This is a genomic window from Pseudomonas sp. WAC2 (assembly GCF_030403525.1).
GTDB lineage: Bacteria > Pseudomonadota > Gammaproteobacteria > Pseudomonadales > Pseudomonadaceae > Chryseomonas > Chryseomonas luteola.
In genome coordinates this window covers 213,425-227,480 of sequence record NZ_JAUEPD010000003.1, presented here as the reverse complement: position 1 = coordinate 227,480, position 14,056 = coordinate 213,425, and the positions used below count along the sequence as shown (strand labels likewise).

Below are 14,056 nucleotides of genomic sequence, written 5' to 3'. Positions count from 1 at the left end.
CGCTGACGGAAAACAGTTAGCGAAAACACAGTGCATGACGTCCCAATCCATTAGGAGAAAGACAATGGCAAATAGCAATCCAGGCAATTTCGCAAACGATCGTGAAAAAGCATCTGAAGCCGGAAAGAAAGGTGGTCAGAACAGTGGCGGTAACTTCGCCAATGACCGCGAAAAGGCTTCCGAAGCGGGCCGCAAAGGTGGTCAAAACAGCCACGGCGGTGGTCGTAGCTAATTCCTGAACCGAACAGGTTTTTACAGTCCGTCCCAGTCCGAAAGAGGAGCAAGACCATGACTCAGAATTCCAATCCGGGCAACTTTGCCAACGATCGCGAGAAAGCGTCTGAAGCCGGTAAAAAAGGCGGCCAAAACAGTGGCGGTAATTTTGCCAATGATCGTGAAAAGGCTTCCGAAGCAGGCAAGAAAGGTGGTCAGAACAGCCATGGCGGTGGCCGTAGCTGATTGATCGCTAAAGGATGAAGCATGTGGCTCCATCCACTCTGAACTGAGATGTTTATCAGTCCAGTCCCAATCCGAAAGAGGAGCAAGACCATGACTCAGAATAGCAATCCAGGCAACTTTGCAAACGATCGTGAAAAAGCGTCCGAAGCCGGCAAGAAAGGCGGACAGAACAGCGGCGGTAACTTCGCCAATGATCGCGAGAAAGCATCCGAAGCAGGTAAGAAAGGCGGTCAGAATAGCCACGGCGGCGGCCGTAGTTAAGTGACCCCAAACAGGCGAAGTCTTGTGCTTCGCTCACCTAGCTGAACTGACACGTTGTATTTCAGTCCAGTCCCAATCCGTATATGAGGAGAAAGACAATGGCAAATAACAACCCTGGCAATTTCGCAAACGATCGTGAGAAAGCATCTGAAGCAGGTCGTAAAGGCGGTCACAACAGCGGCGGTAACTTTGCCAATGACCGTGAAAAGGCTTCCGAAGCTGGCCGCAAAGGCGGTCAGAACAGCCACGGCGGTGGCCGTAGCTAAGTAGTATCAGGGGCAGTGGCGTCAAGCCATTGCCCCATTTCTTCATCCGTCCTGTTCTTGGCCGGATTCAGTTTCTACTTTATACAGCCAGTTATGAGCATCCGTACGGCAGCTCTGTATGGCGTGCCGTCTGCCTCCTGTTTTCGCTTACACCACTCCGTTTTCAAGGCGCTGTTACCAAGCAGTTTTGAACAGAATTTAAGCCGCTTCGAGTTATCCACATACCTTTTATTTAATGCACATGGTCTTCGCCATCAGCGTGCTTGTGTATAACTCTGGGCTGGCGAGTGGATGGAGTCATCTTTTCCACAGGCTGATTTTCCTGGGCTTCACGCCCATCCTGTGGATAGCTTAGGGTCCCATGTGCATGATGATCCAGTTGTCCACCTCCGTGAGAATGCCCTTCGCTGGAAGCTACTAATACATGGTACTGCTGGGCATCCAAGGTTGGCAGTTTTTGCAGGAACGCGACAAGTCCCCAGATATAGTCGTCGCTCATGCTTTTGCCCCAAGCCGGCATACCGGTGGCCTTGACGCCATGCTTGATAATCCAGAACGCCTCTGCCGGATCGGTGATTCCCTGCTGGCTGAGGTTGGGAGGAGGCGGATAAAGACCTTTGCTCAGCTCCGTCTCATTGGTTCCGGGTGCAAGATGGCAGGCGGCACACATCGCATCGTAATTACCCGCGCCGCTGCGAATCAGTGCCTTGCTTTCCAGGTTGGGGACCGTAATCCGTTCGGATCGCACTTCAATGGAGCGATCACGCAACATGACGATCAAGCGGTGTACCGGCTCTACGTGAGGCGTATCCGCTCCTATGTTGATCACACCTGAATAGACTGCCACCGCAATGAGCGCCAGAACGGCAAGCGTCAGCAGCAGGGCAGCCTTCAGGAAGGTCATGGGTTAGAACCACATACGGACACCGGCTACCAGCCGGGCATCGTGAGTGTCTTCGCCTTCTTCTCGGGCATAGGATGCCGTCTGACCATGGGTGTTGTTCCATGACACGCCAACATAGGGCGCAAACTGCGGGGTGATTTCGTAGCGCAAGCGCAGACCGAACTCGGTTTCGGAAATACCGGACCCCGTGCCACGAGCCTCATCGTTCTTGCCGTAGAAGTTGAGCTCAGTATGCGGCTGCAAGATGAGATTGTTGGTCAGCATCATGTCGTACTCGGCCTCTATGCGCAGACCGGTCTGGCTGCCTTCGCCAAGGAAGGCCGTTATTTCCAGATCCAGATCCTTGATGGCTTCGCCCTGGATACCAAACGCTGCCCATGTTTGAGGCGAACCGGGTTTGAAATCCTGCCGGACACCGGCCACCGTTTCCCACCAGGGCGTGATGGCATGTCCCCAGAGTGCCTGAATTTCAGCCTCTTCGGTATGACCGTTGGTACGCTGGCCTTCGGAGCGGAAGTTAAATCGGTTTACATCGCCACCAATCCAACCTTCGGCCTGCCAGTTAAGCGTGCTGCCCTCCTTGGCGTCCTGCCACTCCAATTGGTCGAAGAGCAAGTAGCTGTGGATGGCACTGTCATGTACGGCATGGCCGGCGAGAGGAGGAAAGGCCGCCTCGCGCATGGCCGCGGTGACAGGCGGGATGAGTGTACGGCTCTGGGATGTGGCCGTGCTGTCTGGAGTAGGGCTGCCGTACGCCATGCCGTCATGATTCATCGAGTGGGGGTCCATGGAGCCGTGCGACATCCGGCTATGGTCCATCTGCCCATGATCCATGCCACCATGCGCGTGTTGCGCCTGAGTCGGATTTCCCGTGGCGCCAGCCTGAGAGGCCGGATCTGCCGCCTGGGCAACAGAGATGCTGCCCAGTACCAGCGCAAACGTACAGGCCGACAGGCGGGTCGATAATGTGCTCACAGGCCTCTCCTTAAACATCGACAATAACTTCGCGGAACATGCCGGTTTCCATGTGGAAGAGCATGTGGCAATGATAGGCCCAGCGGCCAAGCGCATCGGCGGTTACGCGGTAGCTGCGCTTCGAGCCGGGCGGCATGTCGATGGTGTGCTTGCGGACCATGAAGCGGCCGTGTTCGTCTTCCAGGTCACTCCACATGCCGTGCAGGTGGATGGGGTGCATCATCATGGTGTCGTTGACCAACACGATACGAACCCGCTCGCCGTAAGTAAGCCTGATAGGCTCGGCATCCGAGAATTTCATCCCGTCGAATGACCAGGCAAAGCGCTCCATATGCCCCGTCAGGTGCAGCTCCAGGGTGCGGGTTGGCTCACGGCCATCCGGGTCGGGAAAGGTACTTTTGAGATCGGCATAGGTGAGGACACGGCGGCCGTTGTCCCGCAGGCCCATTCCGGGGTCGTCCAGTTTGGGGGCAGGCATCATGGTCTGCATGTCTACCAGCGGATTGCCGTCTTCGCTGGCCGGGTGCGTCTGCATGGCTCCGGTGTCATGCCCGCCGTGTGGTGTGCCATGGTTCATGGCGCTGTGATCCATGCCGTGACTGCCGTGATCCATCCCTGCGTGGCCCTTAGACGACGGTGCGCTGTGGTCGCCGTGCCCCATGTCCGCCATGCTTACCAGCGGGCGGGGGTCCATGTCTGGTACCGGTGCGTTAAGGCCTTCGCGAAGGGCCAGCGTGCCGCGGGCATAACCGGTGCGGTCCAGGGACTGGGCGAAAATCGTGTAGGCCTGCTGGTCGGACGGCTCGACGATGACGTCATAGGTCTCCGCCACCGCGATACGGAATTCGTCTACGCTGACCGGCTCGATGGGTTGGCCATCTGCCGCCACGACTGTCATCTTCAGACCGGGAATGCGCACATCGAAATAGGACATGGCCGACCCATTGATGAAGCGCAGCCGAATCTTTTCCCCAGGCTTGAAAATACCGGTCCAGTTGCCGTCAGGCGCTGCCCCGTTCATGAGATAGGTGTAGGTAGCGCCTGTCACATCAGCCAGATCGGTAGGCGTCATCCGCATCCTGGCCCACATTGCGCGGTCCTTTACCGTGGCGGACCAGCCTTTCTCGCTCACATCGTTGACGAAGTCGACCACGGTGCGCTGGTTGTTGTTGTAGTAATCGGCCTGCTTCTTGAGCGTCGAGAGGATGTGCTCGGGCTTCTCATCGCTCCAGTCCGTCAGCATCACTACATAATCACGGTCATAGGCAAAGGCCTCCGGTTCACGCGGCTCGATGATCAGCGGGCCATAGACCCCCCGCTGCTCCTGAAAGCCCGAGTGGCTGTGATACCAGTACGTGCCGTGCTGCTGGACCTTGAAGCGGTACTCGTACAGACCGTCAGGTGCGATGCCGTTAAAGCTCAGCCCGGGTACGCCATCCATCGTGGCCGGCAGGATGATGCCGTGCCAGTGGATCGAGGTGGCCTCATCGAGTTGGTTGCGAACGCGCAGCGTAACGGTATCCCCTTCGCGCCAGCGCAGAAGCGGGCCGGGCAGGCTGCCGTTGATGGTCAGGGCGGTGCGCTTGGCGCCGGTGATGGTGACGGGCGTTTCGCCAATGACCAGATCGAATTCGGTGCCGGACAGCACGGTGGGTTGTCCGGGGCTGGTCAATGCCCAGACGGGGGTTCGCCAGAGGCCTAGGCTGCTCAGCAGACTGCCTGCTGCCAAGCCTTTTACGAACGTACGCCTCGATGTAGTGGATGCCATGCAGTTGTTATCCCGTCGGTGGGCCGTGAGGGCCTTGTTCTTTTCACATAATCCGTTTCGGCTGAGGCATATAAACCGCTTCGCCGCTGCCTGTGGACGTTGCATAGACTGCCGATACGGCTGAGCGCTCCGTAACATCCCGAAATATTTAGCCGCCCTCTGGCCGATGCCGTATCGATAGCCTGAGGGGATGACAGTAGCGGAGCCAGGAGATGGTGGAAACAGGCAGAGCGCATGGCTGAGCTGACGGTATATGTCGGGTTGTTTCTGGTTGCCCTGGCCGCCGCTACCTTGTTGCCAGCCCAGTCCGAGGCAGCGCTGGCCGCGTTGTTATTACAGGGCAGTTATTCCGTACCCCTGTTGCTGTTGGCGGCGATTCTCGGCAATACGCTGGGCTCGGTGGTGAACTGGTTTCTGGGGCGCTCAATCGAGCACTTTCGGGACCGCCGCTGGTTCCCTGTTTCGCCCCGTCAACTCGAGCGCGCGCAACGGGGATATCGCCGTTATGGACGCTGGTCGCTGCTACTGAGCTGGGTACCGGTCATTGGCGATCCGCTGACGCTGGTAGCAGGCGTTATGCGCGAACCGCTGCCCGTCTTTATCCTGCTCGTCGGCTTCGCCAAGACGGCGCGTTATCTGGCCGTCTCGGCCCTAGTCCTTGGCTGGTACTGAGCGGACCGCGTGTCACCGCGGCTGCCATCACTGGCAATCCTCGAAAAAGCGCGCTTAACTCTGGGTAGCCCATTGTTTTTCCGCAGGCGATTCGACGTTCTCATGACAGAGCAGACCCCGCATATGCCGCTCGAAGGCCCAGGTGAGCGCAACCGCTGCACAGGCCAGACCCAGAGCCATTCCCCACCAGACGCCACGGGCATCAAAGCCTAATACCAGCCCTAAGAGCCAGGCTGAGACAATTCCCACACAGCAGTAGCAAACCAGGCCGATCAGCATGGCCTGGCGGGCCTGCCGGATACCCCGCAGCGCGCCCGAGGCGATGCCCTGGATACCATCGAAGAACTCAAACCAGGCGGCGATCGCCAGCAGGCTTACGGCCAATGCCATAACGGTGCGGCCGGCAGGGTCGTCCCGATCAATGAACAGACCCACCAGGGTCTCCGGCATGAGCCAGAATGCAATGGCGACGGCCAGCATGCAGGTGGCGCCAACGGTAATGCCGATACGGCCAGCCAGACGTGATTCCGCAAACCGGCCCGCACCAAAATGCAACCCGACCCGCAGGCTGGAGGCATAAGCCAACCCTACCGGGATCATGAAGGCAACGTACACCAGCTGATTAGCGATCTGGTGCGCGGCGAGCTGAGTGCTTCCCAGCGCACCCATGCACAGGGCGGCGGCGGCAAACAGCGCGGTCTCGACAGCATAGGTGCCGCCGATGGGCAGGCCCAGGCGCAGGGTTTCGCTGATAGCGCCCCGGTTGAGGCTGAGCAGTTTCCGCGCGATCGGGTAGGCTACATAGGCGCTGCGTGCCCGGATGGTCAGCGCCATGGCCAGCGCCATGACTGTCATGACCAGCGCCGTGATCAGGCCGATACCCTTCAAACCAAGAAACGGCAGACCCATCCAGCCTTCGATAAAGGCCAGGTTGAGCACCAGATTGGCCAGTGCGCCACCAATGGCAATCGACATCACTGGCCCGGGGCGGCCGATACCGCTGGTAAAGCCGCGCAGGGACATGAACACTAGATAGCCGGGCAGGGCAAAGCTTACGGCGTGGATAAAGCCCATGGCTTCGCCTGTTGTCGCCGGAGCCTGCCCCAAGGCCAGCAGCGCAGGCTCCAGACTCCAGAGGATAAGCCCGGCGATCAATGCAAGGCCCAGGGCGATCCAGACGCCCGCGCAGGCGACATCCGTTACACCCTCGATATCGTCTTGACCGTGCCGAATTGCCACCAGATTACCGACCGCGGCGATGATCCCCACGCAAACCACCGTCACGAAGGAATAAGTAGCGGCCCCTAGTCCTCCACTGGCCAGCGCCTCGGGGCCGAGGCGGCCCATCATGACCGTGTCGGTAAATACCATGGCCACGTAGGCCAGCTGGGCGGTAATCAGTGGAACGGCCAGACGAGCCAGCGCGGATAATTCGGTACGTAGCAGGATCATGAATGAGTCAGACTCACAAAGGCAGAGAAGACGTCTGCCGGTCAGGCAGAAAGACAGGGTGATTGTGGGTACACTTGGGCTAGCCCACAAACCGAAAATAAACCTGCCTGTCATGAGTTTTAATCATGTCTGAGTCGACTCGTCTTCCTCCGCTTTATGCCTTGCGCGCCTTTGAGTCGGCGGCCCGGCATTCGTCTTTCACGCGTGCCGCGCAGGAGCTTTCACTGACCCAGAGCGCCGTAAGCCGACATATCCGCACCCTGGAGGCCCATTTTGGGTGTCGACTGTTCGAGCGCTCGGGACGTCAGCTGATCCTTACGGAACCGGCCAAGCTGTTGCTGCCGGGCATCAGCGAAGGTTTTGAGGCCTTGGGCCGGGCGTGCTCCGTGCTGTCGGTGGACGAAGGTGCGCTCCGGCTCAAGGCGCCTTCCACATTGTCCCTGCGCTGGTTGCTGGCGCGACTGTCCCGCTTTCGGCAGGCGAATGAGGGGATCGAAGTGCAGCTGACCAGTGCCTGGATGGACAGTGATCATGTCGACTTCATCCACGAACCCTTCGATTGTGCGGTGCTGCTGAGCCACGGTCGTTTCCCGGAAGAGTGGGAAAGCACCCTGTTGTTTCAGGAATGGCTGATTCCGGTTTGCTCACCCGAAGCCGCAGCGGAGGGACCCTGGGATATACAGCGGTTGCGGAAGACCGAGCTGCTGCATCCCACGCCCGATCGTCGCGATTGGCGTCGCTGGCTTCAAGCTATGGCGCTGTCGGACGACATACCGATCAGAGGCGGACAGGTATTCGATACGTTGGAGCTTGGAATGGCGGCCGCTGCCCGTGGGTATGGAGTATCCATTGGAGATCTGGTGATGGTCTCGGAGGATCTTCAACTGGGGCGGACGGCGCTCCCCTGGCCTACAGCGGTGGCGAGTGGTGAGGCGTATTACCTGGTATGGCCCAAGGCTCGACGCAACCCGAAGCGTTTCTCCCTGCTGAGGGATTTTCTTCTGGCTGAGGTCAACGCCATGACCTTACCAGATGTGACCTACCACTCATAAGGAACATCCCGACGCCCATCGTGCTGATGGATCAAGTTGTCTTACATCCCGCCGATAATCAAACGACCGACTTAGAAGATTCGCCCCGAAGAGGGCCTTGCGTGTACAGCATCTCAGGTCGTCAAAAGCCAACCTAACGCGAATGCCAGTCGGGGAACACTGGTGTTCTTCAGGAGAATAATCCCATGTCGGGACGTCGTTTCGGTATCGCCGGGCAGCTCGCGCTTGCTCTAACGGTTATTTTAGTGGTGGTTATCACAGGAAGTGGATTGTTTGCGTTGCGCTCCCTGAGTGTTTCCACCGAGGAAAGTCACCATCATCACCTGACGGGTGAAGGTAAGCTGCTGGCCAATCAGCTCAATACCTTTCACGATACGCTGAAAATCAGCACGCAGCGTCTGGCTGGACTGTTTGAGCGGCGTTTCGGCGCAGGTCTTACACGTGACACTAACGAACGGGTTACTGTTGGCAGTGCATCGACGCCTGTGCTTCATCTACAAGGCGCCCGCTTGAACGGCGACTTTACCCTGGTTGATGAATTCACCACGCTGACGGGCGGCGCCGCTACTGTTTTTGTTCGCGATGGCAATGAATTCATCCGTGTAACTACGTCAGTTAAAAAAGAAGATGGCTCACGTGCTATTGGTACGCAGCTAGACCATAAGCATCCGGCTTATGAAAAGCTGCTCAATGGCCAGCAATATGTAGGACGCGCCGTATTGTTTGGCCGTAACTATATGAACCAATACACACCGGTGCGTGATGCTTCGGGTGAGCTTATTGCTGTGCTTTATGTCGGTTTTGATTACACCGAGGCTCAGAAAAAGCAATTCGATAGCCTGGCGGCGTTCCGGATTGGTCGCGAAGGTTCTTTGGCCATTCTGGATGAGCAGGACAAATGGCTGATCGCTCCTGCCGGTACTGCAGCGCCTGATGCGGCGCTGGCTGCCATCGGCATGGCCAAGAAAGATGATTTCATCGACTGGGAAGATGACAAGCAAGCATTCCAAAGTGTTGTCGTCCCCGTACCGGGTGATAACTGGAAAGTGGTCGCAACGGTACCTGTCGCTGAAGAACAGGAACTGCTCTGGAACGTAGGTCTTAAACTCGCGTTTGGTAGTGTACTGGCACTGGTTCTCGCTATTCTGGCTTCTGTACTGATGCTGCGCCACAAGCTGAAACCGCTGGGGCACCTCGTCAAGCAGGCCCAGGCTTTGGGCGAAGGCCAACTGAGCGTTCGTCTGAAGGTCGAAAGCCACGATGAAATCGGCCAGCTCTCCCATAGCTTCAACCAGATGGCCGAAGCCCTGTCGAACACAGTAGATCGTGTACGTCATTCATCTCACGATGTGACCACTCGCTCCGATCAGCTGAGCACCCTGTCCGGTGCTACCCAGCGCCGTTCGGCCGAACAGTCTTCCCAGATCGACAGCATGGCGAGCGCTGTAGAAGAGTTCAGCGCTACCGCACAGAACATTGCCGACAGCATGCGCAAGACCGAGCAGCTGACCAACGAAAACGCCGCCGAAACCCGTAACGGTACGGCCTCCATGCGTGCTGCCTCGAAAGCGCTGGAGCAGATCGCCCAATCGCTGGGTACGACGGCTACCGTGGTCAATAACCTGGGCGAGCGTTCCCAGCAGATTGGCGGGATCATCAGCGTGATCAGTGGCATCGCCGAGCAGACCAACCTGTTGGCGCTCAACGCTGCCATCGAGGCTGCGCGAGCGGGTGAGCAGGGCCGTGGCTTTGCCGTGGTGGCTGATGAGGTTCGCAGCCTGGCCGGTCGTACCAGTCAGGCGACGCGTGAAATCTCCGAAATGATCGGTTCGGTGCAGGAAGAAACCAACCGCGCCATGAGTTCTATCGATGAAGGCAACCGCCTGATGCAGCAAGGTCTGTCGCTTAACGGTGACGTTGCCCAAGCCCTGCAGCGTATTGAAGCGCAGATCGATCAGGCCGTGGAGCAGTTCACCAGCATTGCCCAGGCCACCCAGGAGCAGAGCAGCACAGCGACTGCCCTGAGCCGCAACATCCAGACCATTGCCGTCGATAACGCCTCCCAGCGCGAAGCGGCGGAAGAGCTAGCCAGCACGGCCTATGAGCTCAAGCGTCTGGCTGAAGAGCTGAGCCATGAAGTGAACCGGTTCAGCTGATCGATGCGGTAGCAGGCACAAAAAAGCCGGTGCAGAGGCACCGGCTTTTTTATGGGTAACGATCAGCGAACGATATGCAGGAAGTGCATGTGACGCTCGTATTGATCCAGGATGTCGCCAATCACGTCGTCCCGGCTCCAGCCCATCACATCGTAGTCCTGGCCGCCTTCCTTCAAGTGCACATCGGCACGGAAGTATTTGCGATCCTCGCGCTCGTTCTGGTCGCTCTGTGTGTCCCCCATGACAAAGCTCGGCATGGCATACGCGCGCGGGCGAACCTCATACACGAACTCAGGGTTCTCCTCAGGACCGACCTCGATACGCACCCGGCCATCGTCGCCATCTTTTACGCTGACAAGATAGCTCTGCTTACGCAGCTCTTCGGCAACAGACTCACACGCAGGCTTAACCACCTCCCCGATGAAGCGCACCACGTGGGTACGACGCGGGAACATGGCCAGATTACGCAGGCGACGCTGCCAGCCACCGGCTGAACGAGGCGCAGGGCGGGAGATATTCAGCGCCTGGTAGCGGATGCCCCGCTTGGTGGCATCCAGCTTGAGTGCCTTGAGCAGGCCCCACATCGAACAGAGCAGTGCAATGGTAAAGGGCAGCGCCGTAGCAATCGTGGCCGTTTGCAGGGCCTTGAGACCATCGGCCAGGAGCAGCGCAATCGCCACGATGCCCATGGAGGAAGACCAGAAAACCCGTTGCCAAATAGGGGTCTTGTCAATTCCGCCAGAGGCAAGCATGTCTACTACCATTGCACCGGAGTCCGCCGAGGTGACAAAAAACACCACGACCATGATGATGGCTACCATGGAAATGGCCGATGCGAAGGGGAAATGCTCAAGAAAGGCAAACAATGCCAAGGAACTGTCTTTGTTCACGGCATCGCCTAGTGACGTAATGCCCTGCCAGGAGATCATGTGAATGGCGGTATCGCCAAACACCGTCATCCAGAACAATGTAAAGCCGGCCGGTACCAACAATACCCCGGAAACAAACTCGCGGATCGTGCGGCCACGGGAGATGCGGGCGATGAACAGGCCCACAAACGGTGACCACGCCAGCCACCAGCCCCAGTAGAACAGCGTCCAGCCGCCGATCCAGTCGTTGGGCTTATAGGCATAAAGGTTAAAGGTACGGCTGACTATCTCGGTCAGGTAGCCACCGGTGTTCTGCACAAAGGTCTGCAGAATGAATACCGTAGGTCCCATTATTAGAACTATGAGCAGGAGCAGGACGGCCAAACCCAGGTTAAGCTCTGATAAGCGGCGCACGCCTTTGTCCAGACCGGTAACTACCGACAGGGTCGCTAAGGCCGTGGTCGCGATGATCAGAATGATCTGCACCGGCACGGAGACCTCCAGACCGAACAGGTAGTTGAGGCCGGTATTAATCTGCGCGACCCCAAAGCCCAAGGATGTCGCCACCCCCAGAACGGTACCCAAGATAGCGAAGATATCCACCGCATGGCCGATCGGCCCATAGATGCGTTCGCCGATGAGTGGGTATAAGGCCGAGCGCAGGGTCAGCGGAAGCCCGTGACGGAAGCTGAAGTACGCCAGGATCAGCGCCACGATGGCATAAATAGCCCAGGCATGCAGACCCCAGTGGAAGAAGGTGATGATCATCGCTTCGCGAGCGGCGTCCACAGTGCCAGACTGGCCGGTGGGCGGCGACAGGAAGTGCATGACCGGCTCGGCCACGCCAAAGAACATCAGGCCGATCCCCATGCCCGCCGAAAACAGCATGGCAAACCAGGTCGTGCTGCTGTAGTCCGGCTCGCTGTGGTCCGGGCCGAGCTTGATGTCGCCATAACGGCTGACACCCAGAAAGACCACGGTCAAGAGGATCAGCGCCACCGCCAGAATGTAGAACCAGCTGACGTTCGTAATGATCCAGGACTGAATGAGACCAAAGACGTTTTGCGCGCTCTCGTGAAAGGCACTGGCATAGATGACCAGGATAAGAATGAGCAAGGTCGAGCCCCAGAAAACCGGGGGATTGAGGGTACGGGTAGGTGGTGATTGGCTTTCGGTGGCCATCAGGCACTTTCTCCTTTTCTGTCGGCGCCAAGGTGGCTGCAAAGGAGTGCCTAGCCGACCCGCTCCGAGGGTCGGCATTGAAACACGAGGTGGTTATCGCTCAGATCACCTCAGGCACTCGCGGGTCTGTACTGCAATGCTTCAGCCAGATGGGACCGCAAAATCTGCGGCTCTGCTGCAAGATCGGCTAACGTACGTGCCACCTTGATCACTCGGTGCAGGGCGCGCAGGGACAGCCCCAGCCGTTCACCTGCGCTCTCGATCCACCGCTGGTCGTCTGCCGTCAATGCACAGTGTTGGTGCAAGGCACGCAAATCCAGAAAGGCATTCGCCACCCCTTGGCGAGCCAGTTGCCGCTCACGGGCGACGGCGACCTGCTCGGCAGCCTGTTGCGTTGTAAGGCGGCCGGAATCGCTCTTGGTATCAGGGCCGCCCAGACGCACACTTTCCCGGGCGACAGTGATATGCATGTCGATCCGGTCCAGCAGTGGACCGGAAAGCTTACCACGATAACGTTGTACCTGGTCGGGCGAGCAACGGCAGCGGCCGGCCGGATCACCCAGATAGCCGCAAGGGCAGGGGTTCATGGCGGCGACCAGCTGGAAGCGGGCCGGAAAGCGGACACGGTCCCGGGCGCGGGAAATCACAATCTCGCCACTTTCCAGCGGCTCGCGCAGGACCTCCAGCACCTTGCGGTCAAATTCGGGCAGCTCGTCCAGAAATAACACGCCTTGATGCGCCAGAGTGATCTCGCCCGGGCGAGGGCGACTACCGCCACCCACCAGGGCGGGGCCCGAGGCCGAGTGATGCGGCTGCCGGAATGGCCGCTGCGGCCAGTGAGCCATGGGCGTGTGGCTGGCAACCGAATGAATTGCAGCCACTTCCAGGGCTTCGAATTCATTCAGGGGTGGTAGCAGACCGGGCAGCCGGCTGGCCAGCAGGGTTTTTCCAGTCCCAGGAGGGCCTGCCAGCAAGAGGTTGTGCGAGCCTGCCGCTGCAACCACCAGAGCGCGTTTGGCAGCCACTTGGCCCTGCACGTCAACAAGGTCAGGATAGGGTTGCTCCTGCCGTCTCAACCCCTGGGCTTCGTACGGCGTAAGGGGCGTCTGCCCGGTAAAGTGCGCCGCGATCTCCAGCAGATGGCCCACCGCGATGACTTTAAGCCCGCCAGCCAGGCTGGCTTCCTCGGCGTTTTCATGGGGTACGATCAGTGTGCGTCCGGCTTCCCGTGCGGCAAGCGCTGCGGGTAATACGCCCTGGACGGGGCGCAGTGCACCGGAGAGCGCCAGCTCACCCAGGCATTCGATATCGGCCAGGGCATCCGCGGGTAGCTGCGCACTGGCCGCCAGAATGCCAAGGGCAATGGCCAGATCGAAGCGGCCACCATCCTTGGGCAGGTCGGCAGGGGCAAGGTTTAGGGTGATGCGGCGTGCCGGAAAGTCGAAGCCTGAATTGAGGATGGCGCTACGCACGCGATCCTTACTCTCCTTGACGGCGGTTTCCGGCAGGCCGACCAGGGTTAATGCTGGCAGACCGTTGGCCAGATGCGCTTCCACAGTGACACAGGGGGCTTCCACGCCCACCTGGGCGCGGCTACAAACGATGGCGAGGGACATGATCACTCCTTGATCAGTGTCCCGCCGGCCGGGTTATTCGGCGGTCGGCGGGGTGGGTTCCGTTTTGTTGTTCTGGAAAGCCATTTTGGCTGATGTCGGTGCGTCCTGTGCAGGCTGGGCGGCAGCAACAGGCTCTTTGCCCTGGCCTTCCAATTCGGCCAGGCGAGCTTCCAAGGCCTCAAGGCGAGCGCGGGTGCGTTCAAGGACCAGCATCTGGGTGTCGAATTCTTCACGGCTAACCAGATCGAGCTTGCTGAATCCGCTCTGCATCAGTGCCTTGAACTGGTTTTCGATATCGGCACGGGGCGAGCCTTCTCCGAACAGGCGGCTGGCTTGTTGGGTCAGGGAGTCGAGTAGCGCTTTGGGTGGGAACATACGCTTCATCCATTAAAAAGTGTTTGGACCAGTGTATCACGCTCCTTTC

General features: G+C 58.8%; 11 protein-coding genes and 3 pseudogenes. 7 read left to right on the top strand and 7 right to left on the bottom strand.

Going from position 1 to position 14,056, the window contains the following annotated elements; genetic code table 11:
- The first annotated feature begins 64 nt into the window (after window positions 1–64).
- The 4 genes and pseudogenes from QWJ10_RS08265 to QWJ10_RS08250 form a co-directional block, all read left to right on the top strand.
- Window positions 65–232, top strand: coding sequence for a general stress protein (locus QWJ10_RS08265; protein WP_197872398.1), 168 nt, complete (start codon window positions 65–67; stop codon window positions 230–232).
- 71 nt (window positions 233–303) lie between these two features.
- Window positions 304–459, top strand: a pseudogene (locus QWJ10_RS08260) (general stress protein); the annotation flags it as partial.
- Window positions 460–549: 90 nt separating this feature from the next.
- Window positions 550–720 (top strand): general stress protein, encoded by a 171-nt coding sequence (locus tag QWJ10_RS08255; RefSeq protein WP_010796500.1) that lies wholly within the window; start codon window positions 550–552, stop codon window positions 718–720.
- Window positions 721–830: 110 nt separating this feature from the next.
- A pseudogene (locus tag QWJ10_RS08250) lies at window positions 831–986 on the top strand (general stress protein); the annotation flags it as partial.
- A 232-nt stretch (window positions 987–1,218) separates the two neighbouring features.
- On the opposite strand, the gene QWJ10_RS08245 reads toward QWJ10_RS08250, so the two are convergent.
- The 3 genes from QWJ10_RS08245 to QWJ10_RS08235 all read right to left on the bottom strand — a co-directional run bounded on the left by QWJ10_RS08245 (window position 1,219) and on the right by QWJ10_RS08235 (window position 4,633).
- Window positions 1,219–1,890, bottom strand: coding sequence for a cytochrome c (locus QWJ10_RS08245; RefSeq protein WP_289925432.1), 672 nt, complete (start codon window positions 1,888–1,890; stop codon window positions 1,219–1,221).
- A 3-nt stretch (window positions 1,891–1,893) separates the two neighbouring features.
- Entirely contained in the window at window positions 1,894–2,724 is an 831-nt protein-coding gene (locus QWJ10_RS08240; RefSeq protein ID WP_289925799.1) for a copper resistance protein B, read from the bottom strand.
- A 151-nt stretch (window positions 2,725–2,875) separates the two neighbouring features.
- Window positions 2,876–4,633 carry a copper resistance system multicopper oxidase gene (locus tag QWJ10_RS08235; protein ID WP_289925429.1) on the bottom strand — a complete coding sequence of 586 codons (1,758 nt, stop codon included), beginning with the start codon at window positions 4,631–4,633 and terminating at the stop codon, window positions 2,876–2,878.
- A 234-nt stretch (window positions 4,634–4,867) separates the two neighbouring features.
- Here QWJ10_RS08235 and QWJ10_RS08230 point away from each other — a divergent pair, with 234 nt between their 5' ends.
- A complete protein-coding gene (locus QWJ10_RS08230; RefSeq protein WP_125888111.1) occupies window positions 4,868–5,305 on the top strand; it encodes a YqaA family protein in 438 nt (145 codons plus the stop codon).
- Between the two features lie 54 nt (window positions 5,306–5,359).
- Here QWJ10_RS08230 and QWJ10_RS08225 read toward each other — a convergent pair whose 3' ends face one another.
- Window positions 5,360–6,757, bottom strand: coding sequence for a NorM family multidrug efflux MATE transporter (locus QWJ10_RS08225; RefSeq protein WP_289925426.1), 1,398 nt, complete (start codon window positions 6,755–6,757; stop codon window positions 5,360–5,362).
- A gap of 125 nt (window positions 6,758–6,882) precedes the next feature.
- On the opposite strand from QWJ10_RS08225, the gene QWJ10_RS08220 reads away from it, so the two are divergent.
- Together QWJ10_RS08220 and QWJ10_RS08215 are read left to right on the top strand one after the other, a co-directional pair.
- A complete protein-coding gene (locus QWJ10_RS08220; RefSeq protein ID WP_125888113.1) occupies window positions 6,883–7,809 on the top strand; it encodes a LysR substrate-binding domain-containing protein in 927 nt (308 codons plus the stop codon).
- Window positions 7,810–7,994: 185 nt separating this feature from the next.
- Window positions 7,995–9,965, top strand: a complete 1,971-nt coding sequence (locus QWJ10_RS08215) for a methyl-accepting chemotaxis protein (protein ID WP_125888114.1) — start codon at window positions 7,995–7,997, stop codon at window positions 9,963–9,965.
- A 62-nt stretch (window positions 9,966–10,027) separates the two neighbouring features.
- Here QWJ10_RS08215 and betT read toward each other — a convergent pair whose 3' ends face one another.
- From betT to QWJ10_RS08200, 3 genes and pseudogenes are all read right to left on the bottom strand, one after another.
- On the bottom strand, window positions 10,028–12,016 hold the full coding sequence (gene betT / locus QWJ10_RS08210; protein WP_125888115.1) for a choline BCCT transporter BetT: 1,989 nt from the start codon (window positions 12,014–12,016) through the stop codon (window positions 10,028–10,030).
- Window positions 12,017–12,126: 110 nt separating this feature from the next.
- Complete coding sequence (locus tag QWJ10_RS08205; RefSeq protein WP_289925423.1) at window positions 12,127–13,632, bottom strand: YifB family Mg chelatase-like AAA ATPase; 1,506 nt, start codon at window positions 13,630–13,632, stop codon at window positions 12,127–12,129.
- 147 nt (window positions 13,633–13,779) lie between these two features.
- A pseudogene (locus tag QWJ10_RS08200) lies at window positions 13,780–14,007 on the bottom strand (accessory factor UbiK family protein); the annotation flags it as partial.
- Between the last annotated feature and the right edge of the window lie 49 nt (window positions 14,008–14,056).

Bases quoted from the DNA above. Each gene is read 5' to 3' on its own strand.
- QWJ10_RS08265 (WP_197872398.1), top strand. From the start codon at position 65: ATGGCAAATAGCAATCCAGGCAATTTCGCAAACGATCGTGAAAAAGCA.
- QWJ10_RS08255 (WP_010796500.1), top strand. From the start codon at position 550: ATGACTCAGAATAGCAATCCAGGCAACTTTGCAAACGATCGTGAAAAA.
- QWJ10_RS08245 (WP_289925432.1), bottom strand. From the start codon at position 1,890: ATGACCTTCCTGAAGGCTGCCCTGCTGCTGACGCTTGCCGTTCTGGCG.
- QWJ10_RS08240 (WP_289925799.1), bottom strand. From the start codon at position 2,724: ATGGATCATGGGCAGATGGACCATAGCCGGATGTCGCACGGCTCCATG.
- QWJ10_RS08235 (WP_289925429.1), bottom strand. From the start codon at position 4,633: ATGGCATCCACTACATCGAGGCGTACGTTCGTAAAAGGCTTGGCAGCA.
- QWJ10_RS08230 (WP_125888111.1), top strand. From the start codon at position 4,868: ATGGCTGAGCTGACGGTATATGTCGGGTTGTTTCTGGTTGCCCTGGCC.
- QWJ10_RS08225 (WP_289925426.1), bottom strand. From the start codon at position 6,757: ATGATCCTGCTACGTACCGAATTATCCGCGCTGGCTCGTCTGGCCGTT.
- QWJ10_RS08220 (WP_125888113.1), top strand. From the start codon at position 6,883: ATGTCTGAGTCGACTCGTCTTCCTCCGCTTTATGCCTTGCGCGCCTTT.
- QWJ10_RS08215 (WP_125888114.1), top strand. From the start codon at position 7,995: ATGTCGGGACGTCGTTTCGGTATCGCCGGGCAGCTCGCGCTTGCTCTA.
- betT (WP_125888115.1), bottom strand. From the start codon at position 12,016: ATGGCCACCGAAAGCCAATCACCACCTACCCGTACCCTCAATCCCCCG.
- QWJ10_RS08205 (WP_289925423.1), bottom strand. From the start codon at position 13,632: ATGTCCCTCGCCATCGTTTGTAGCCGCGCCCAGGTGGGCGTGGAAGCC.